The following is an 18,587-nucleotide window of genomic DNA, read 5'->3' on the forward strand; positions in this document are numbered from 1 at the left end:
TGAAACGCCGTAGCGCCGATGGTAGTGTGGGGTCTCCCCATGCGAGAGTAGGGAACTGCCAGGCATCAAATAAGTGGAAAGCCCTGTACTGACGTACAGGGCTTTTTGCTATGGAGAATTTGGAGAGATTTTATGGGATTTTTAGACACTTTCATTCTTTCCTGACTGCCTCTCTGCCAGAAAACTATGCGTCAGGGGCAATGAATCGGTTAAACTAAGCTCAAATAAGTCACCAATGAGTAATCTAGTTATGTCGATTGACGACACCTCTCTTCAATCCCGAAATACCTTTTCCCTTGCTGTACATGCTGCTGAAATCGTGAGTGTTTGTAGTGTAGAACAGCTGATCACGGCCTGGAAGTCTGCGAAAGAAAAGCAGCAACCCTTCCTGCTTTTAGGTGAAGGAAGCAACGTTCTTTTCCTTGAAGACTTTGCCGGTATGGTCGTTTTGAATCGGATAAAAGGTATTGAACAGGCTGAAAACGCTGATGAATGGCTATTGCATGTCGGTGCCGGGGAAAACTGGCATGGGCTGGTTTGCTACGCATTGGAACACAATATTTCGGGGCTGGAGAACCTGGCTCTGATCCCTGGTTGTGTCGGCTCTGCGCCTATTCAGAATATTGGTGCTTATGGAATTGAGCTGCAAAGCATCTGTAATTATGTTGATGTTTTAGATCTGCAAACCGAAAAACTGGTGCGTTTAAGTGACGAAGATTGCCAGTTCGGCTATCGCGAAAGCATATTCAAACATTCCTATAAAAACGGTTATGCAATCGTAGCTGTCGGTTTGAAGCTGACGAAAAAATGGTTGCCGAAACTTACTTATGGTGACCTGGCTCGTCTGGATCCTCATACTGTAACACCGCAGGAAATCTTTGATTCAGTATGCTCAATGCGACGCAGCAAATTACCGGATCCTGTCGTCACCGGGAATGCGGGCAGCTTCTACAAAAATCCAACTGTTAGTGCTTTAGTTGCAGAGAAAATCAGCAGCCAGTACCCTTCAATGCCATCATATCCACAAGCTAATGGGCAGGTAAAACTTGCCGCGGGTTGGTTAGTTGAACAGTCCGGCCTGAAAGGTTTTAGCATCGGCGGCGCTGCAGTGCATGAGAAACAGGCCCTGGTACTCATTAATAAAGACCATGCGAGCAGCGATGATGTCCGCACATTGGCGAAACATGTTCGTGATGCAGTTGCCGAAAAATTTGGTATTTGGCTTGAACCTGAAGTCCGTTTCATTGCCGCAGAAGGTGAAGTGAATTCCGTGGAGGTACTGTCATGAAGGATATTACAGTACCACTGCAATTGATCTCAATTTTGGCCGATGGTGAGTTTCATTCTGGTGAGCAGTTAGGTATTGCCATGGGAATGAGTCGTGCTGCAATTAATAAACATATCCAGACAGTAAGGGACTGGGGTGTCGATATCTTCACGGTTCCCGGAAAAGGCTATAGCCTTCCTTATCCTATTCAGTTGTTGGAAGAGGAGAAGATTCTCGCCATGCTCCCGGCTGGTGGAGTCAGTGTCCTGCCGGTGATTGATTCAACTAATCAGTACCTGATGGATAGGATTGCTCAGCTGAATTCTGGTGATGCCTGTGTTGCTGAATATCAGCAGGCTGGGCGAGGGCGGCGCGGGCGTAAGTGGTTTTCACCTTTCGGCAGCAATCTTTATCTTTCCATGTACTGGAAACTGGAACAAGGTCCCGCTGCGGCAATGGGGCTGAGCCTGGTGATCGGGATTGTTATGGCGGAAGTGCTTCATAGCTTGGGTGCGGCAGATGTCCGGGTTAAATGGCCTAATGATCTTTATCTCAATGACCGTAAGCTGGCTGGTATCCTCGTTGAATTGACAGGAAAAACTGGAGATGCTGCTCATCTTGTTATTGGTGCAGGTATTAACCTCAAAATGCGTGAACCTGCGACCGATACCATCAATCAGGGTTGGATCAACTTGCAGGAAGCGGGCGTGAATATCGATCGCAACGAACTGACAGCAACGTTACTGAAAGAGCTGCGTTCAGCCTTAATTCATTTTGAACAGGAAGGTCTGACACCGTTTATTGCCCGCTGGCGGGGCTTAGATAATTTCCTCGACCGGCCGGTTAAATTGCTGATTGGTGATCAGGAAATTCATGGCATCGAACGGGGAATTGATCCTCAGGGCGCATTGTTGCTCGAGCAAGATGGTCTTATTAAACCATATATTGGTGGTGAGATTTCATTGCGCGGTGTCTGAATAAAATAAAAGGAGAGCATCAGCTCTCCTTTATTCATTTCTGAAATACTTATTTTCTCAACCGGACGCTTTCAACCGCATGATTCGCGCTTTTTGTCAGGATTAGACTGGCTCTTTCCCTGGTCGGTAATATGTTTTCTTTTAAATTCAACCCATTAATTTCGTTCCATAACTGGGTTGCAATATTTACTGCTTCTTCTTCCGGCAGTTTTGCATAGTGATGGAAATAGGAGTCGGGATCAGAGAATGCACCCTGGCGGAATTTCAGGAAGCGATTAATATACCAGCCCTGTAATAAATCTTCCGGTGCATCAACATATATTGAAAAATCAACAAAGTCAGAAACAAATACATGATGTGGATCGTGAGGGTAATCCATACCACTTTGTAAAACATTGAGCCCTTCAAGAATTAATATATCTGGTTGCTCAATAACTTTATTCCCATCGGGGATCACATCATAAATCAGATGCGAATACACCGGGGCAGTTACACGTTTAGCGCCTGATTTAACTTCAGAAACGAAGTTTACCAGCTGATGCATATCGTAAGACTGCGGGAATCCCTTCTTCTTCATGATCCCGCGTTCCTGCAACGTTTTATTGGGATAGAGAAATCCGTCAGTAGTAATCAGCTCCACTGAACGATGCTCTGGCCAACGGCTCAGCAATGCCTGCAGGACACGCGCTGTGGTGCTTTTGCCCACCGCAACACTTCCCGCAATGCCGATGACATAAGGTATTTTCTGTCCGTCTGTACCGAGGAACTGTTCGAGCACAGCTTGCCGGCGCAAGTTGGAACTGATGTAAAAATTGAGAAGGCGTGAAAGCGGTAGATAGATCTGCGCGACTTCCTCGAGAGATAAATCCTCATTGATACCTTTCAGGTTCACGACTTCCGCTTCTTTGAGCGTTAGCGGTACTGAATCACGTAAGGCCGCCCACTGCGCACGATCGAACTGCAGATAAGGAGTTGCCAAAGATGGGTCTCTTTTTTTCATAAGTTAAAGTCTGCCTGTTAGCGCAGGTCAGGAAAGGCGATCACGCCAACTCCAGACAGTAAACCAGCAGCATATTATAGACACCTTAATTTTCAGGAGAGATCTTTTTCTTATAACTTATCGATTTCTTTGATTGAGTTTAAAAATTTTTAATAAAGTTATGCAAACAAGGAAGATATCGCAAAAGTTTGGGGCGGCTTTCGTCACCCCATGGGAGGTCAGAAGAGGGAAGGAGAGGAACAGGCAAACGCAGAGAGCCGCTTATAGTAAACTACTTCATTTTTCCGACTGTAGCGGCCAGGTTCAACTTTCAAGGCCGCGCAACGGTATCCCTGAGCACGGTAAAAGGCTTCTGCTTCAGAACCCGATTGCATATCAGAAGACAAAACGGTACAACGCAGATTCTGAGCAGTGTGTTCCAGTTCACGCATTAGCAATCTTCCGACGCCCCGGCGTCTCGCACGAGCACAAACTAAAAGAGTATTAATTTCTGCCTCATGCGGTGAATCTGCCAGATGCGTTAAATTCAGCTGGACTGTTCCCATAACACCTTTTTCATCCCGGGCAATCCAGAGCACACGCTCATTTTGAGCAAGCGTGGGGCGCAAATCATCGAAAGAATCCTCGGCATCTTTCTGTTCCATGGCGTAAGGAAATCCCGCAGAACTTCCCCCTTGGTTGGCTTCTATCAGGAGTTGAGCCAGTTCGTCGCGATAGACAGGTAATGTCGCCGCATTCAGCATGACTATTTTCATTGCAACCCTCCTTTAAGAAACAGTGCATCCGCATAGAAGGCTGCAAAAATTGAGCCAACAAAAAATGCCGTTAAATCAGTATTAGCTAAAAAGAAAACGCCGATAAGTGATCTTTGATGGAGCAACAGCACATTTTCAGTGCAGAAATCGCCCAGACTGGCGGAGTGGATGATTTTTATAGGATGAACAGAGAGGAAAAGGCGTGACATAGGCTCGACAACGAGATGTGAGGGGGTGTTTTTGCACATTATTTGAACCTTCAAACGCATTAATTAGGGCAAAAGCCTGTTTTTTGAATAAAACATGAGCGTTAGAACAAAACATGCAATTTATTTGTTGCATACCCCGTAAACTCTCCCTAGAATGCGCAGCACTTGATGCCGGCATAGCTCAGTTGGTAGAGCAACTGACTTGTAATCAGTAGGTCCCGAGTTCGACTCTTGGTGCCGGCACCATTCAAGTACTTAACAATTAGGTGGGGTTCCCGAGCGGCCAAAGGGAGCAGACTGTAAATCTGCCGTCATCGACTTCGAAGGTTCGAATCCTTCCCCCACCACCATACATGCTTCAGCAATGAAGCAACTTAAAGTGAAAGAGTCGCTTTAAGTGAAGGTGAGGAATTAAGTGTCTCACGTCCTTTTCCCCGTCTTCAAGTTCTTCAGAAAAATTAGGTAGCCGAGTTCCAGGATGCGGGCATCGTATAATGGCTATTACCTCAGCCTTCCAAGCTGATGATGTGGGTTCGATTCCCACTGCCCGCTCCAAGTATGTGCTGATATAGCTCAGTTGGTAGAGCGCACCCTTGGTAAGGGTGAGGTCGGCAGTTCGAATCTGCCTATCAGCACCACTTCCAAATTCTCCCTCCTGATTTTCTTTCTGTAAACTAATTCGTCAAGCAAATGCTTGGTTGATGTGGTGATACCACCGATTTAACCGTGTCTTAGAGGGACAATCGATGTCTAAAGAAAAGTTTGAACGTACAAAACCGCACGTTAACGTTGGTACTATCGGCCACGTTGACCACGGTAAAACTACCCTGACTGCAGCAATCACTACCGTTCTGGCTAAAACCTACGGCGGTTCTGCACGCGCATTCGACCAGATCGATAACGCACCAGAAGAAAAAGCTCGTGGTATCACCATCAACACTTCACACGTTGAATATGACACCCCAAGCCGTCACTACGCGCACGTTGACTGCCCAGGGCACGCCGACTACGTGAAAAACATGATCACCGGTGCTGCTCAGATGGACGGCGCGATCCTGGTTGTTGCTGCAACTGACGGCCCTATGCCTCAGACGCGTGAGCACATCCTGCTGGGTCGTCAGGTTGGCGTTCCTTACATCATCGTGTTCCTGAACAAATGTGACATGGTTGATGACGAAGAGCTGCTGGAACTGGTAGAAATGGAAGTTCGTGAACTTCTGTCTATGTACGACTTCCCAGGCGATGACACTCCGGTTATTCGCGGTTCAGCGCTGAAAGCACTTGAAGGCGATGCAGACTACGAAGCGAAAATCATTGAACTGGCTGGCTTCCTGGATTCTTACATCCCAGAACCAGAACGTGCAATTGACAAGCCATTCCTGCTGCCAATCGAAGACGTATTCTCCATCTCCGGTCGTGGTACAGTTGTAACCGGTCGTGTAGAGCGCGGTATCGTTAAAGTCGGCGAAGAAGTTGAAATCGTAGGTATCAAAGATACCGTGAAATCAACTTGTACTGGCGTTGAAATGTTCCGCAAACTGCTGGACGAAGGCCGTGCAGGCGAGAACGTTGGTGTTCTGCTGCGTGGTATCAAACGTGAAGATATCGAACGTGGTCAAGTTCTGGCTAAACCAGGCTCAATCAAACCACACACCCAGTTCGAATCTGAAGTTTATATTCTGAGCAAAGATGAAGGTGGTCGTCATACTCCATTCTTCAAAGGCTACCGTCCACAGTTCTACTTCCGTACAACTGACGTGACCGGTACCATCGAACTGCCAGAAGGCGTTGAAATGGTAATGCCAGGCGACAACATCAAAATGGTTGTTACCTTGATCCACCCAATCGCGATGGATGACGGTCTGCGTTTCGCAATCCGTGAAGGCGGCCGTACTGTAGGCGCTGGTGTTGTTGCTAAAGTTATCGCTTAATCGCTGATAGTTTTTTGTCACTATACGTTGACGCAACACACCCGAAAAGGGCATCATTCGATGCCCTTTTTTCTACGCTGTGGTGCTAGAACCTATCTCATCAGCGATTTATACGTCATAATCACTGGTGAGATAGGCTCTGAGATATAGCGTAAAACACCGAATTGCGCTCGAGTAGAGCATCGATCGGTTTGGTTTGCCTCGCAATGCGAGGCAAAGTTGTTTGTTCTGAATCATTGTGACGGGTTGGTTTATGAGTGCGAATACCGAGGCTCAAGGGAGCGGGCGCGGCCTGGAAGCGGTAAAGTGGCTGGTTGTTGCCGTTTTGTTGGTTGTAGCTATTGTCGGTAACTATTATTACCGTGCATACAGCCTGCCGTTACGCGCGTTAGCCGTAGTAGTTATTATCGCAATTGCAGGCGCAGTGGCTTTATTGACCACCAAAGGCAAGGCGACAGTTGCGTTTGCTCGTGAAGCGCGCACCGAAGTACGTAAAGTCATTTGGCCAACGCGCCAGGAAACATTGCATACCACACTGATCGTTGCTGCGGTAACTGCCGTTATGTCTCTGATTCTGTGGGGGCTGGATGGTATTTTAGTCCGCCTGGTATCTTTCATTACTGGCTTGAGGTTCTAAATGTCTGAAGCACCTAAAAAACGTTGGTACGTCGTTCAGGCGTTTTCTGGCTTTGAAGGCCGCGTAGCGCAATCGCTGCGTGAGCACATCAAATTACATGACATGGAAGAACTCTTTGGTGAAGTCATGGTTCCAACCGAAGAAGTGGTTGAGATCCGTGGTGGCCAGCGCCGTAAAAGCGAACGTAAATTCTTCCCGGGTTATGTGCTGGTACAGATGGTGATGAATGACGCCAGCTGGCACTTAGTTCGCAGCGTTCCTCGTGTGATGGGCTTCATTGGCGGAACGTCAGATCGTCCTGCACCGATCAGCGATAAAGAAGTCGATGCGATCATGAATCGCCTGCAACAAGTGGGTGATAAGCCACGTCCTAAAACATTGTTTGAACCAGGTGAACTGGTACGTGTTAACGACGGTCCGTTTGCGGACTTCAATGGTGTGGTCGAAGAAGTTGATTACGAAAAAAGCCGCTTGAAAGTGTCTGTTTCCATCTTTGGCCGTGCAACACCGGTCGAACTGGATTTCGGACAGGTTGAAAAAGGCTAACGGCACCTTTCTAAATATTCATTAGAACAGATGTTGTACAGGGCGCGAAATTGAACTATAATTTCGCGCCTTTTGTTTTTATGCGCAGCCTCTGCGTGTGGAAAGTATAAAGTACTGTAAATAACGGGGAGCCTCTTCAAACAGGCGATATCACCCAAACGAGGATATTTACCATGGCCAAGAAAGTACAAGCCTACGTTAAGCTGCAAGTTGCAGCCGGTATGGCAAACCCAAGTCCGCCAGTTGGTCCAGCTCTGGGTCAGCAAGGCGTGAACATCATGGAATTCTGTAAGGCGTTCAATGCTAAGACTGATAGCATGGAAAAAGGCCTGCCAATTCCTGTTGTTATTACTGTTTATTCTGACCGTTCTTTCACCTTCGTTACCAAAACCCCTCCTGCAGCAGTACTGCTGAAGAAAGCGGCTGGTATCAAGTCTGGTTCCGGCAAGCCGAACAAAGACAAAGTAGGTAAAGTAACGAGTGCTCAGGTTCGTGAAATCGCAGAAACCAAAGCTGCGGACATGACTGGTTCTGACGTTGAAGCGATGACTCGCTCCATCGAAGGTACTGCTCGTTCCATGGGCCTGGTAGTGGAGGATTAATAGAATGGCTAAGCTGACCAAGCGCATGCGCGTGATCCGTGACAAAGTTGATGCTACTAAACAGTATGACATCACCGAAGCCGTTGCTCTGCTCAAAGAGCTGGCCACTGCTAAATTCGTAGAAAGCGTGGACGTTGCTGTTAACCTCGGCATCGATGCACGTAAATCTGATCAAAACGTTCGTGGTGCTACCGTTCTGCCTAACGGTACCGGTCGTTCTGTTCGCGTTGCCGTCTTCACCCAAGGTGCAAACGCTGAAGCTGCTAAAGCTGCAGGCGCTGAGCTGGTAGGTATGGAAGATCTGGCAGACCAGATTAAGAAAGGCGAAATGAACTTCGACGTTGTTATCGCATCTCCAGATGCAATGCGCGTTGTTGGCCAATTAGGTCAGGTTCTGGGTCCACGTGGCCTGATGCCTAACCCGAAAGTTGGTACTGTAACTCCTAACGTTGCTGAAGCAGTTAAAAATGCTAAAGCAGGTCAGGTTCGTTATCGTAACGACAAAAACGGCATCATCCATACCACCATTGGTAAGGTTGATTTCGAATCCGACAAGCTGAAAGAAAACCTGGAAGCTCTGTTGGTCGCTCTGAAAAAAGCGAAGCCTTCTCAGGCTAAAGGCGTTTTCATCAAGAAAGTAAGCCTGTCCACTACCATGGGCGCGGGTCTTGCTATTGATCAAAGCGGCCTGAGCGCAACAGTTAACTAATTAACTGCTGACGTTTATCGCTTTACGCGGGCGGTAGATTTGTCTAGAATCTATGGCCCGTTGTTTCGTTAATGCGAAACCAAGATTTTTCGGTTGGAGCCTGGCCTATCCAGGCCTCCGTCCAAGACCGCAGGTGTCCTGAAAAGGACTTAATCCTTCCTGCGTAGACGGTGACAGAGCCTGAAGAAAATATTTCTTTGTCTTTTTTATAAAGAGTTAAGATTTGTCTTTGCTGGATTCTCTGCTCACCGTGTTTGAACGCTTGATATCGATCTCGATAACAAGTGATGTGAGTTCCGGGGATTTTCCCCGGCCAAATCCAGGAGCAAAAAGCTAATGGCATTAAATCTTCAAGACAAACAAGCGATTGTTGCTGAAGTCATCGAAGTAGCCAAAGGCGCGCTGTCTGCGGTTGTTGCGGATTCCCGTGGCGTAACTGTAGATAAAATGACTGAACTGCGTAAAGCAGGTCGTGAAGCTGGCGTTTACATGCGTGTTGTTCGCAACACCTTGATGCGTCGCGTCGTAGAAGGTACTCAGTTTGAGTGCCTGAAAGACACGTTTGTCGGTCCAACCTTGATTGCATTCTCTACTGAACACCCAGGCGCTGCTGCCCGTCTGTTCAAAGATTTCGCTAAAGCGAATGCAAAATTTGAGGTTAAAGCTGCGGCCTTTGAAGGTGAGTTTATCTCTGCGGCTCAAATCGACCGCTTGGCAACTCTGCCTACTTACGAAGAAGCAATCGCACGCCTGATGGCAACCATGAAAGAAGCCTCTGCAGGCAAACTGGTTCGCACTCTGGCTGCTGTACGCGATCAGAAAGAAGCTGCTTAATCAGCCTTTCTTTTCTCGTTCATTTGCTTACGTATACACTATTTCTGAATTCTAGGAACACTTGAAATGTCAATCACTAAAGAACAAATCATTGAAGGCGTTGCAGCTCTGTCTGTAATGGAAATCGTTGAACTGATCTCCGCTATGGAAGAAAAATTCGGCGTTTCTGCTGCTGCTGCTGTTGCAGGTCCTGCTGCTGCTGCTGAAGCTGTTGAAGAAAAAACTGAGTTCGACGTTATTCTGGCTGCTGTTGGCGCGAATAAAGTTGCAGTTATCAAAGCTGTTCGTACCGCAACTGGCCTGGGTCTGAAAGAAGCTAAAGACCTGGTTGAGTCTGCTCCAGCAGCTCTGAAAGAAGGCATCAGCAAAGACGACGCTGAAGCTCTGAAAAAATCTCTGGAAGAAGCTGGTGCTTCTGTTGAAGTTAAATAAGTTTAACTTCCCGGAGTGCAGTCTGTCCTGACAGACTGATGGCTGGTGGCTTTTTAGTCACCAGCCTTTTTGCGCTATATAGAGTGTCAGTGGTGTTTCACACTGTTTGAGCACTGAACTACTCTAATATCTCTTTCTATTAGACGACTTAATATATTGATGCCACTTGCTGTAGCTCATCTACAGATAACGCACAACGAAATGATTTAAGCGTGATAGAAACGGGTATTGCGGGAAGCGTTTCTGCTTTCCGGTCGACATAAACGGTGTTGCATGAACTGTCCTTCTCAGGGCAGACAAGATTGGGTCACTGATCAGCGAGCTGAGGAACCCTATGGTTTACTCCTATACCGAGAAAAAACGCATTCGTAAGGATTTTGGTAAACGTCCACAAGTTCTGGACATTCCATATCTCCTTTCTATCCAGCTTGACTCGTTCCAGAAGTTTATCGAGCAAGATCCGGAAGGCCAGTACGGTCTGGAAGCTGCATTCCGTTCTGTATTCCCTATCAAGAGCTACAGCGGTAATTCTGAGCTGCAATACGTTAGCTACCGTCTTGGTGAGCCAGTATTCGACGTTAAAGAATGCCAGATCCGTGGTGTGACGTTCTCCGCGCCATTGCGCGTGAAACTGCGCCTGGTTATCTACGAACGCGAAGCACCAGAAGGTACGGTCAAAGACATCAAGGAACAAGAAGTCTATATGGGCGAAATTCCGCTCATGACCGAAAATGGTACCTTTGTGATTAACGGTACTGAGAGGGTTATCGTATCTCAGCTGCACCGTAGTCCGGGTGTATTCTTCGACAGCGATAAGGGTAAAACCCACTCATCGGGTAAAGTGCTGTACAACGCACGTATCATCCCTTACCGCGGTTCATGGTTGGATTTCGAGTTTGACCCGAAAGACAACCTGTTTGTACGTATTGACCGTCGCCGCAAATTGCCAGCGACCATCATTCTGCGTGCATTAAATTACACGACTGAACAGATCCTTGACCTGTTCTTTGACAAGGTGACTTACCAGATCCGCGACAACAAGCTGCAGATGGAACTGGTACCTGAGCGCCTGCGCGGTGAAACAGCTTCTTTTGATATCGAAGCTGACGGTAAGGTCTATGTTGAAAAAGGCCGCCGCATCACTGCACGTCATATTCGTCAGCTTGAAAAAGACGAAATTCAGCGCATCGAAGTTCCTGTTGAGTACATTGCAGGGAAAGTCGTTTCTAAAGACTACATCGACACCAATACCGGTGAGCTGATCGTCCCTGCTAACATGGAATTGTCTCTGGATCTGCTGGCTAAATTGAGCCAGTCCGGTCACAAAACCATTGAAACGCTGTTCACCAACGATCTCGATCATGGCGCGTACATGTCCGAGACCATTCGCGTCGACCCAACCAGCGATCGCCTGAGCGCACTGGTTGAGATCTACCGCATGATGCGTCCTGGTGAGCCACCAACGCGTGAAGCAGCTGAAAGCCTGTTCGAAAACCTCTTCTTCTCTGAAGATCGTTACGACCTGTCTGCTGTTGGCCGTATGAAGTTCAACCGTTCTCTGCTGCGTGATGAAATCGAAGGTTCAGGTATCCTGAGCAAAGACGACATCATCCAGGTGATGAGAAAGCTGATCGGCATCCGTAACGGTCAGGGCGAAGTGGATGATATCGACCACTTGGGTAACCGTCGTATTCGTTCTGTCGGCGAAATGGCTGAAAACCAATTCCGTGTAGGTTTGGTTCGTGTTGAGCGTGCAGTTAAAGAGCGTCTGTCTCTTGGCGACCTCGATACTCTGATGCCTCAGGACATGATCAACGCTAAGCCGATTTCGGCTGCGGTGAAAGAGTTCTTTGGTTCAAGCCAGCTGTCACAATTTATGGACCAGAACAACCCGTTGTCTGAGATCACGCACAAACGTCGTATCTCTGCATTGGGCCCGGGCGGTTTGACCCGTGAACGTGCTGGCTTTGAAGTTCGAGACGTACACCCGACTCACTACGGTCGCGTATGTCCAATCGAAACGCCAGAAGGTCCAAATATCGGTCTGATCAACTCCTTGTCTGTGTATGCACAGACCAATGAGTATGGTTTCCTGGAAACCCCTTACCGCCGTGTGCGCGAAGGTATGGTTACCGATGAAATTAACTACCTGTCTGCCATTGAAGAAGGCAACTTCGTAATCGCTCAGGCGAACTCCAACCTGGACGAAGAAGGCCGCTTCCTGGAAGACTTAGTCACTTGTCGTAGCAAAGGCGAATCAAGCCTGTTTAGCCGCGATCAGGTTGACTACATGGACGTTTCTACCCAGCAGATCGTATCCGTTGGTGCTTCTCTGATTCCATTCCTGGAACACGATGACGCCAACCGTGCATTGATGGGTGCGAACATGCAACGTCAGGCAGTTCCAACCCTGCGCGCTGATAAGCCGCTGGTAGGTACTGGTATGGAACGTGCTGTAGCGGTTGACTCCGGTGTTACTGCCGTAGCTAAACGTGGCGGTATTGTTCAGTACGTGGATGCATCCCGTATCGTTATTCGTGTTAACGAAGAAGAGATGTACCCGGGCGAAGCAGGTATCGACATTTATAACCTGACCAAATACACCCGTTCTAACCAGAACACCTGCATCAACCAGATGCCGTGTGTGAATCTGGGCGAACCAATCGAGCGCGGCGACGTGCTGGCAGATGGTCCGTCAACAGATCTGGGCGAACTGGCTCTGGGTCAGAACATGCGTGTCGCGTTCATGCCTTGGAACGGTTACAACTTCGAAGACTCCATCTTGGTCTCCGAACGTGTTGTGCAGGAAGATCGCTTCACGACCATCCATATCCAGGAACTGGCGTGTGTGTCCCGTGACACCAAGTTAGGGCCTGAAGAGATCACCGCTGACATCCCTAACGTGGGTGAGGCTGCGCTCTCTAAGCTGGATGAATCCGGTATCGTTTATATCGGTGCTGAAGTGACCGGTGGTGACATTCTGGTCGGTAAAGTTACACCTAAAGGTGAAACTCAACTGACTCCGGAAGAGAAACTGCTGCGTGCGATCTTCGGTGAGAAAGCGTCTGATGTTAAAGACTCTTCTCTGCGTGTACCAAACGGCGTTTCCGGTACGATTATTGACGTGCAAGTCTTTACCCGCGATGGCGTGGAAAAAGACAAACGTGCGTTAGAAATCGAAGAAATGCAGCTGAAACAGGCTAAGAAAGACCTGACTGAAGAGCTGCAAATTCTGGAAGCGGGCCTGTTTGCACGTATCCAGTCTGCGCTGGTTGCTGGCGGTGTTGAAGCTGACAAGCTGGGCAAATTGCCTCGCGACCGTTGGTTAGAACTGTCACTGACTGACGAAGACAAACAGAATCAGTTGGAACAGCTTGCTGAACAGTACGACGAACTGAAATCCGAGTTTGAGAAAAAACTCGAAGCTAAGCGTCGTAAAATCACTCAGGGCGATGATCTGGCACCAGGTGTGCTGAAAATCGTTAAAGTGTATTTGGCCGTTAAACGTCAAATCCAGCCTGGTGACAAGATGGCAGGCCGCCACGGTAACAAAGGTGTTATCTCCAAGATCAACCCGATCGAAGATATGCCTTACGATGAAAACGGGACTCCTGTTGATATCGTACTGAACCCGCTGGGCGTTCCATCACGTATGAACATTGGTCAGATTTTGGAAACCCACCTGGGTATGGCCGCGAAAGGTATTGGTGAAAAAATCAATGCCATGCTGAAGAAACATGAAGAAGTTTCTAAGCTGCGCGAGTTCATCCAGCGTGCCTATGATCTGGGCGACGATGTACGTCAGAAAGTTGATCTGAACACCTTCACCGATGACGAAGTATTGCGTCTGGCAGAGAACCTGAAAAAGGGTATGCCAATCGCAACACCAGTCTTCGACGGTGCGAAAGAGACAGAGATCAAGCAACTGCTTGAAATGGGCGGAATCCCTACCTCTGGCCAGATCACACTGTTTGACGGCCGTACCGGCGAGCAATTTGAGCGTCAGGTTACCGTCGGCTACATGTACATGCTGAAACTGAACCACCTGGTTGACGATAAGATGCACGCGCGTTCTACCGGTTCTTACAGCCTTGTTACTCAGCAGCCGCTGGGTGGTAAAGCACAGTTCGGTGGTCAGCGCTTCGGTGAGATGGAAGTGTGGGCACTGGAAGCATACGGTGCCGCTTATACCCTGCAGGAAATGCTGACTGTTAAGTCCGATGACGTTAACGGCCGTACTAAGATGTATAAAAACATCGTAGATGGCGATCATCGTATGGAACCAGGCATGCCGGAATCCTTCAACGTACTGTTGAAAGAAATCCGTTCTCTGGGTATCAACATCGAGCTGGAAGACGAGTAAGTACTCGAATTCGCAATGATCACAGGGGCACCTGTCTGGCTGGAGACAGTCAGCAGGTGCCTAACAGGTCTAACCCGACGGGAGCCAATCCGTGAAAGACTTACTAAAGTTTCTGAAAGCGCAAACTAAGACCGAAGAGTTTGATGCGATCAAAATTGCTCTGGCATCGCCAGACATGATCCGTTCTTGGTCTTTTGGTGAAGTTAAGAAGCCAGAAACCATTAACTACCGTACGTTCAAACCAGAACGTGACGGCCTTTTCTGTGCCCGTATTTTCGGACCAGTAAAAGACTACGAATGCCTGTGCGGTAAGTACAAGCGTTTAAAACATCGCGGCGTGATCTGCGAGAAGTGCGGCGTTGAAGTGACCCAGACTAAAGTACGCCGTGAGCGTATGGGCCACATCGAACTGGCTTCCCCGACTGCACACATCTGGTTCCTGAAATCGCTGCCATCGCGCATCGGTTTGCTGCTGGATATGCCACTGCGTGACATCGAACGTGTTCTGTACTTCGAATCCTATGTGGTTATCGAAGGCGGCATGACTAACCTCGAAAAACGCCAGATCCTGACTGAAGAGCAGTATCTGGATGCGTTGGAAGAGTTTGGTGATGAGTTCGACGCGAAGATGGGTGCGGAAGCAATCCAGGCACTGTTGAAAAACATGGATCTGGAAGCGGAATGCGAACAACTGCGTGAAGAGTTGAACGAAACCAACTCCGAAACCAAACGTAAGAAGCTGACCAAGCGTATCAAGCTGCTGGAAGCGTTCGTTCAATCTGGTAACAAACCAGAGTGGATGATCCTGACCGTGCTGCCGGTGCTGCCACCAGACTTGCGTCCATTGGTTCCATTGGACGGCGGCCGTTTCGCAACGTCAGATCTGAACGATCTGTATCGTCGCGTTATCAACCGTAACAACCGTCTGAAACGCCTGTTGGATCTGGCTGCGCCAGATATCATCGTACGTAACGAAAAACGTATGCTGCAAGAAGCGGTAGATGCTTTGCTGGATAACGGCCGTCGCGGTCGTGCTATCACCGGCTCTAACAAGCGTCCGCTGAAATCTCTGGCAGACATGATTAAAGGTAAACAGGGTCGTTTCCGTCAGAACTTGCTGGGTAAACGTGTCGACTACTCTGGTCGTTCCGTTATCACCGTAGGTCCATACCTGCGTCTGCACCAGTGTGGTCTGCCGAAGAAAATGGCACTGGAACTGTTCAAACCGTTCATCTACGGCAAATTGGAGCTGCGTGGCCTGGCCACCACTATCAAAGCCGCTAAGAAAATGGTTGAGCGCGAAGAAGCTGTCGTTTGGGATATCCTGGACGAAGTTATCCGCGAACACCCGGTACTGCTGAACCGTGCACCAACCCTGCACCGTTTGGGTATCCAGGCGTTTGAACCGGTTCTGATCGAAGGTAAAGCAATTCAGCTGCACCCGCTGGTTTGTGCTGCATATAACGCCGACTTCGATGGTGACCAGATGGCTGTTCACGTACCGCTGACGCTGGAAGCCCAGCTGGAAGCGCGTGCGTTGATGATGTCTACCAACAACATCCTGTCACCTGCGAACGGCGAGCCAATCATCGTTCCTTCTCAGGACGTTGTATTGGGTCTGTACTACATGACCCGCGACTGTGTTAACGCCAAAGGCGAAGGCATGGTTCTGACCGGTCCTAAAGAAGCTGAGCGTATTTACCGCGCCGGTTTGGCCTCTCTGCATGCGCGTGTCAAAGTGCGTATTACCGAAGAGATCAAAAATACCGAAGGCGAAGTTACGCATAAGACGTCGATTATCGACACGACTGTTGGTCGCGCCATTCTGTGGATGATCGTGCCAAAAGGTCTGCCGTTCTCTATCGTCAACCAGCCTCTGGGCAAAAAAGCTATCTCCAAAATGCTGAACACTTGTTACCGCATTTTGGGCCTGAAGCCGACCGTTATTTTTGCTGACCAGATCATGTACACCGGTTTTGCTTACGCTGCCCGTTCAGGCGCGTCAGTTGGTATCGATGACATGGTGATCCCTGCGAAGAAAGCAGAGATCATCGAAGAAGCAGAAACCGAAGTTGCTGAAATCCAGGAACAGTTCCAGTCTGGTCTGGTAACTGCTGGCGAACGCTATAACAAAGTGATCGACATCTGGGCTGCGGCCAACGAACGTGTTGCTAAGGCAATGATGGAAAACTTGTCTGTTGAAGACGTCGTCAACCGTGACGGTGTTGTTGAACAGCAGGTTTCCTTCAACAGTATCTTTATGATGGCCGACTCAGGTGCGCGTGGTTCTGCTGCACAGATTCGTCAGCTGGCCGGTATGCGTGGCCTGATGGCTAAGCCGGATGGTTCCATCATTGAAACGCCAATCACCGCGAACTTCCGTGAAGGTCTGAACGTACTCCAGTACTTCATCTCTACTCACGGTGCTCGTAAAGGCTTGGCGGATACCGCACTGAAAACTGCGAACTCCGGTTATCTGACCCGTCGTCTGGTTGACGTGGCACAGGATCTGGTTGTTACCGAAGACGACTGTGGTACACACGAAGGCATCATGATGACTCCTGTCATCGAAGGTGGCGACGTTAAAGAACCACTGCGCGAACGTGTATTGGGTCGTGTAACTGCAGAAGATATCCTCAAGCCGGGTACGGCGGATATTCTGGTTCCACGTAACACCCTGCTTCACGAGAAGACGTGTGATCTGTTAGAAGAGAACTCTGTCGACAGCGTGAAAGTACGTTCAGTCGTAAGTTGCGAAACTGACTTTGGTGTGTGTGCAAACTGCTACGGTCGCGACCTGGCACGTGGTCACATCATCAACAAAGGTGAAGCGATCGGTGTTATTGCAGCACAGTCCATCGGTGAACCGGGTACTCAGCTGACGATGCGTACGTTCCACATTGGTGGTGCGGCATCTCGTGCGGCTGCTGAATCCAGCATCCAGGTGAAAAACACCGGTACCATTAAACTGAGCAACCACAAGCACGTTAGCAACTCTAACGGCAAACTGGTTATCACTTCCCGTAACACTGAGCTGAAATTGATCGACGAATTCGGTCGTACAAAAGAAAGCTATAAAGTGCCTTACGGTTCCGTGATGGGCAAAGGTGATGGCGCATCTGTTAACGGCGGCGAAACCGTTGCTAACTGGGATCCGCACACAATGCCAGTTATCAGTGAAGTGAGTGGTTTCATTCGCTTTGCCGATATGGTTGATACTCAGACCATTACCCGTCAGACAGATGACCTGACCGGTTTGTCCTCTCTGGTTGTTCTGGATTCTGCAGAACGTACTGGTAGCGGTAAAGACCTGCGTCCGGCGCTGAAAATCGTTGATGCTAAAGGCGACGACGTATTGATCCCAGGTACTGATATGCCTGCTCAATACTTCCTGCCAGGTAAAGCGATCGTTCAGCTGGAAGATGGTACTCAGATTCACTCTGGTGACACCCTGGCGCGTATTCCTCAGGAATCCGGCGGTACCAAGGACATCACCGGTGGTCTGCCACGCGTTGCTGACTTGTTCGAAGCGCGTCGTCCGAAAGAGCCTGCAATCCTTGCTGAAATCAGCGGGATCATCTCCTTCGGTAAAGAAACCAAAGGCAAACGTCGTCTGGTAATTTCTCCGTTAGATGGCAGCGATGCTTACGAAGAAATGATTCCAAAATGGCGTCAGCTTAACGTGTTCGAAGGCGAAGTTGTGGAACGTGGTGACGTCGTATCCGACGGCCCTGAATCTCCACACGACATTCTGCGTCTTCGTGGTGTTCACGCGGTTACCCGCTACATCACCAACGAAGTGCAGGAAGTTTACCGTCTGCAAGGCGTTAAGATTAACGATAAACACATCGAAGTTATCGTTCGTCAGATGTTGCGTAAAGGCACCATCGTTAGCGCTGGTGGCACAGACTTCCTGGAAGGCGAACAGGCAGAAATGTCTCGCGTTAAAATCGCTAACCGTCAGCTGGAAGCTGAAGGCAAAATCACGGCAACCTTTACCCGTGACCTGCTCGGTATCACCAAGGCATCCCTGGCGACCGAATCCTTCATCTCTGCTGCGTCGTTCCAGGAAACCACGCGCGTTCTTACCGAAGCGGCTGTTGCCGGTAAACGTGATGAACTGCGTGGCCTGAAAGAGAACGTTATCGTTGGCCGTCTGATCCCAGCCGGTACCGGTTACGCTTATCATCAGGATCGTGCTCGCCGTAAAGCCCAAGGCGAAGTGCCAGTTGTACCGCAAGTCAGCGCGGATGAAGCAACGGCTAACCTGGCTGAACTGCTGAACGCAGGTTTCGGTAACAACGACGAGTAATCGTCCGCTGTCG

General features: G+C 49.0%; 14 protein-coding genes and 4 tRNA genes. 15 read left to right on the plus strand and 3 right to left on the minus strand.

The window, feature by feature from the left end; all coding sequences use genetic code 11:
- Nucleotides 1–250: 250 nt before the first annotated feature.
- Nucleotides 251–1,288, plus strand: coding sequence for a UDP-N-acetylmuramate dehydrogenase (gene murB, locus IV433_RS25790; RefSeq protein ID WP_195816518.1), 1,038 nt, complete (start codon nt 251–253; stop codon nt 1,286–1,288).
- On the plus strand, nt 1,285–2,244 hold the full coding sequence (birA, locus tag IV433_RS25795) for a bifunctional biotin--[acetyl-CoA-carboxylase] ligase/biotin operon repressor BirA (RefSeq protein ID WP_195816519.1): 960 nt from the start codon (nt 1,285–1,287) through the stop codon (nt 2,242–2,244). Before murB ends, birA begins: the two co-directional genes overlap by 4 nt.
- 49 nt (nt 2,245–2,293) lie before the next feature.
- On the opposite strand, the gene coaA is transcribed toward birA, so the two are convergent.
- From coaA to IV433_RS25810, 3 genes are all read right to left on the minus strand, one after another.
- A complete protein-coding gene (gene coaA / locus IV433_RS25800) occupies nt 2,294–3,244 on the minus strand; it encodes a type I pantothenate kinase (RefSeq protein WP_152325062.1) in 951 nt (316 codons plus the stop codon).
- A 218-nt stretch (nt 3,245–3,462) separates the two neighbouring features.
- Nucleotides 3,463–3,999: a GNAT family N-acetyltransferase gene (locus IV433_RS25805; RefSeq protein WP_195816520.1), complete on the minus strand. Its 537-nt coding sequence runs from the start codon at nt 3,997–3,999 to the stop codon at nt 3,463–3,465.
- Complete coding sequence (locus IV433_RS25810) at nt 3,996–4,247, minus strand: hypothetical protein (protein ID WP_195816521.1); 252 nt, start codon at nt 4,245–4,247, stop codon at nt 3,996–3,998. Before IV433_RS25810 ends, IV433_RS25805 begins: the two co-directional genes overlap by 4 nt.
- A gap of 131 nt (nt 4,248–4,378) precedes the next feature.
- Between IV433_RS25810 and IV433_RS25815 the strand changes: the two genes are divergently transcribed.
- The 13 genes from IV433_RS25815 (at nt 4,379) to rpoC (ending at nt 18,574) form a co-directional block, all read left to right on the plus strand.
- Nucleotides 4,379–4,454 (plus strand) — tRNA-Thr (locus tag IV433_RS25815).
- Between the two features lie 19 nt (nt 4,455–4,473).
- A tRNA-Tyr gene (locus IV433_RS25820) sits at nt 4,474–4,558 on the plus strand.
- A gap of 130 nt (nt 4,559–4,688) precedes the next feature.
- Nucleotides 4,689–4,763 (plus strand) — tRNA-Gly (locus IV433_RS25825).
- Nucleotides 4,764–4,770: 7 nt separating this feature from the next.
- A tRNA-Thr gene (locus tag IV433_RS25830) sits at nt 4,771–4,846 on the plus strand.
- A gap of 108 nt (nt 4,847–4,954) precedes the next feature.
- Nucleotides 4,955–6,139, plus strand: coding sequence for an elongation factor Tu (gene tuf, locus IV433_RS25835; RefSeq protein ID WP_195816522.1), 1,185 nt, complete (start codon nt 4,955–4,957; stop codon nt 6,137–6,139).
- Between the two features lie 253 nt (nt 6,140–6,392).
- On the plus strand, nt 6,393–6,776 hold the full coding sequence (gene secE / locus IV433_RS25840) for a preprotein translocase subunit SecE (protein WP_034794996.1): 384 nt from the start codon (nt 6,393–6,395) through the stop codon (nt 6,774–6,776).
- Nucleotides 6,777–7,322, plus strand: a complete 546-nt coding sequence (gene nusG / locus IV433_RS25845) for a transcription termination/antitermination protein NusG (protein ID WP_009639145.1) — start codon at nt 6,777–6,779, stop codon at nt 7,320–7,322.
- A gap of 173 nt (nt 7,323–7,495) precedes the next feature.
- Nucleotides 7,496–7,924, plus strand: a complete 429-nt coding sequence (gene rplK, locus IV433_RS25850) for a 50S ribosomal protein L11 (RefSeq protein WP_013577413.1) — start codon at nt 7,496–7,498, stop codon at nt 7,922–7,924.
- Nucleotides 7,925–7,928: 4 nt separating this feature from the next.
- Nucleotides 7,929–8,633, plus strand: a complete 705-nt coding sequence (gene rplA, locus IV433_RS25855) for a 50S ribosomal protein L1 (RefSeq protein WP_101080118.1) — start codon at nt 7,929–7,931, stop codon at nt 8,631–8,633.
- 336 nt (nt 8,634–8,969) lie between these two features.
- Nucleotides 8,970–9,467, plus strand: coding sequence for a 50S ribosomal protein L10 (rplJ, locus tag IV433_RS25860; RefSeq protein ID WP_013577411.1), 498 nt, complete (start codon nt 8,970–8,972; stop codon nt 9,465–9,467).
- 66 nt (nt 9,468–9,533) lie between these two features.
- Entirely contained in the window at nt 9,534–9,899 is a 366-nt protein-coding gene (gene rplL, locus IV433_RS25865; RefSeq protein WP_101080117.1) for a 50S ribosomal protein L7/L12, read from the plus strand.
- Nucleotides 9,900–10,233: 334 nt separating this feature from the next.
- Nucleotides 10,234–14,262, plus strand: a complete 4,029-nt coding sequence (gene rpoB / locus IV433_RS25870; protein WP_152325371.1) for a DNA-directed RNA polymerase subunit beta — start codon at nt 10,234–10,236, stop codon at nt 14,260–14,262.
- A gap of 91 nt (nt 14,263–14,353) precedes the next feature.
- Nucleotides 14,354–18,574, plus strand: a complete 4,221-nt coding sequence (rpoC, locus tag IV433_RS25875; RefSeq protein WP_101080116.1) for a DNA-directed RNA polymerase subunit beta' — start codon at nt 14,354–14,356, stop codon at nt 18,572–18,574.
- The last annotated feature ends 13 nt before the right edge of the window (nt 18,575–18,587 follow it).

The sequence above is a fragment of the Rahnella laticis genome (assembly GCF_015644585.1).
Classification (GTDB): Bacteria; Pseudomonadota; Gammaproteobacteria; order Enterobacterales; family Enterobacteriaceae; genus Rahnella; species Rahnella laticis.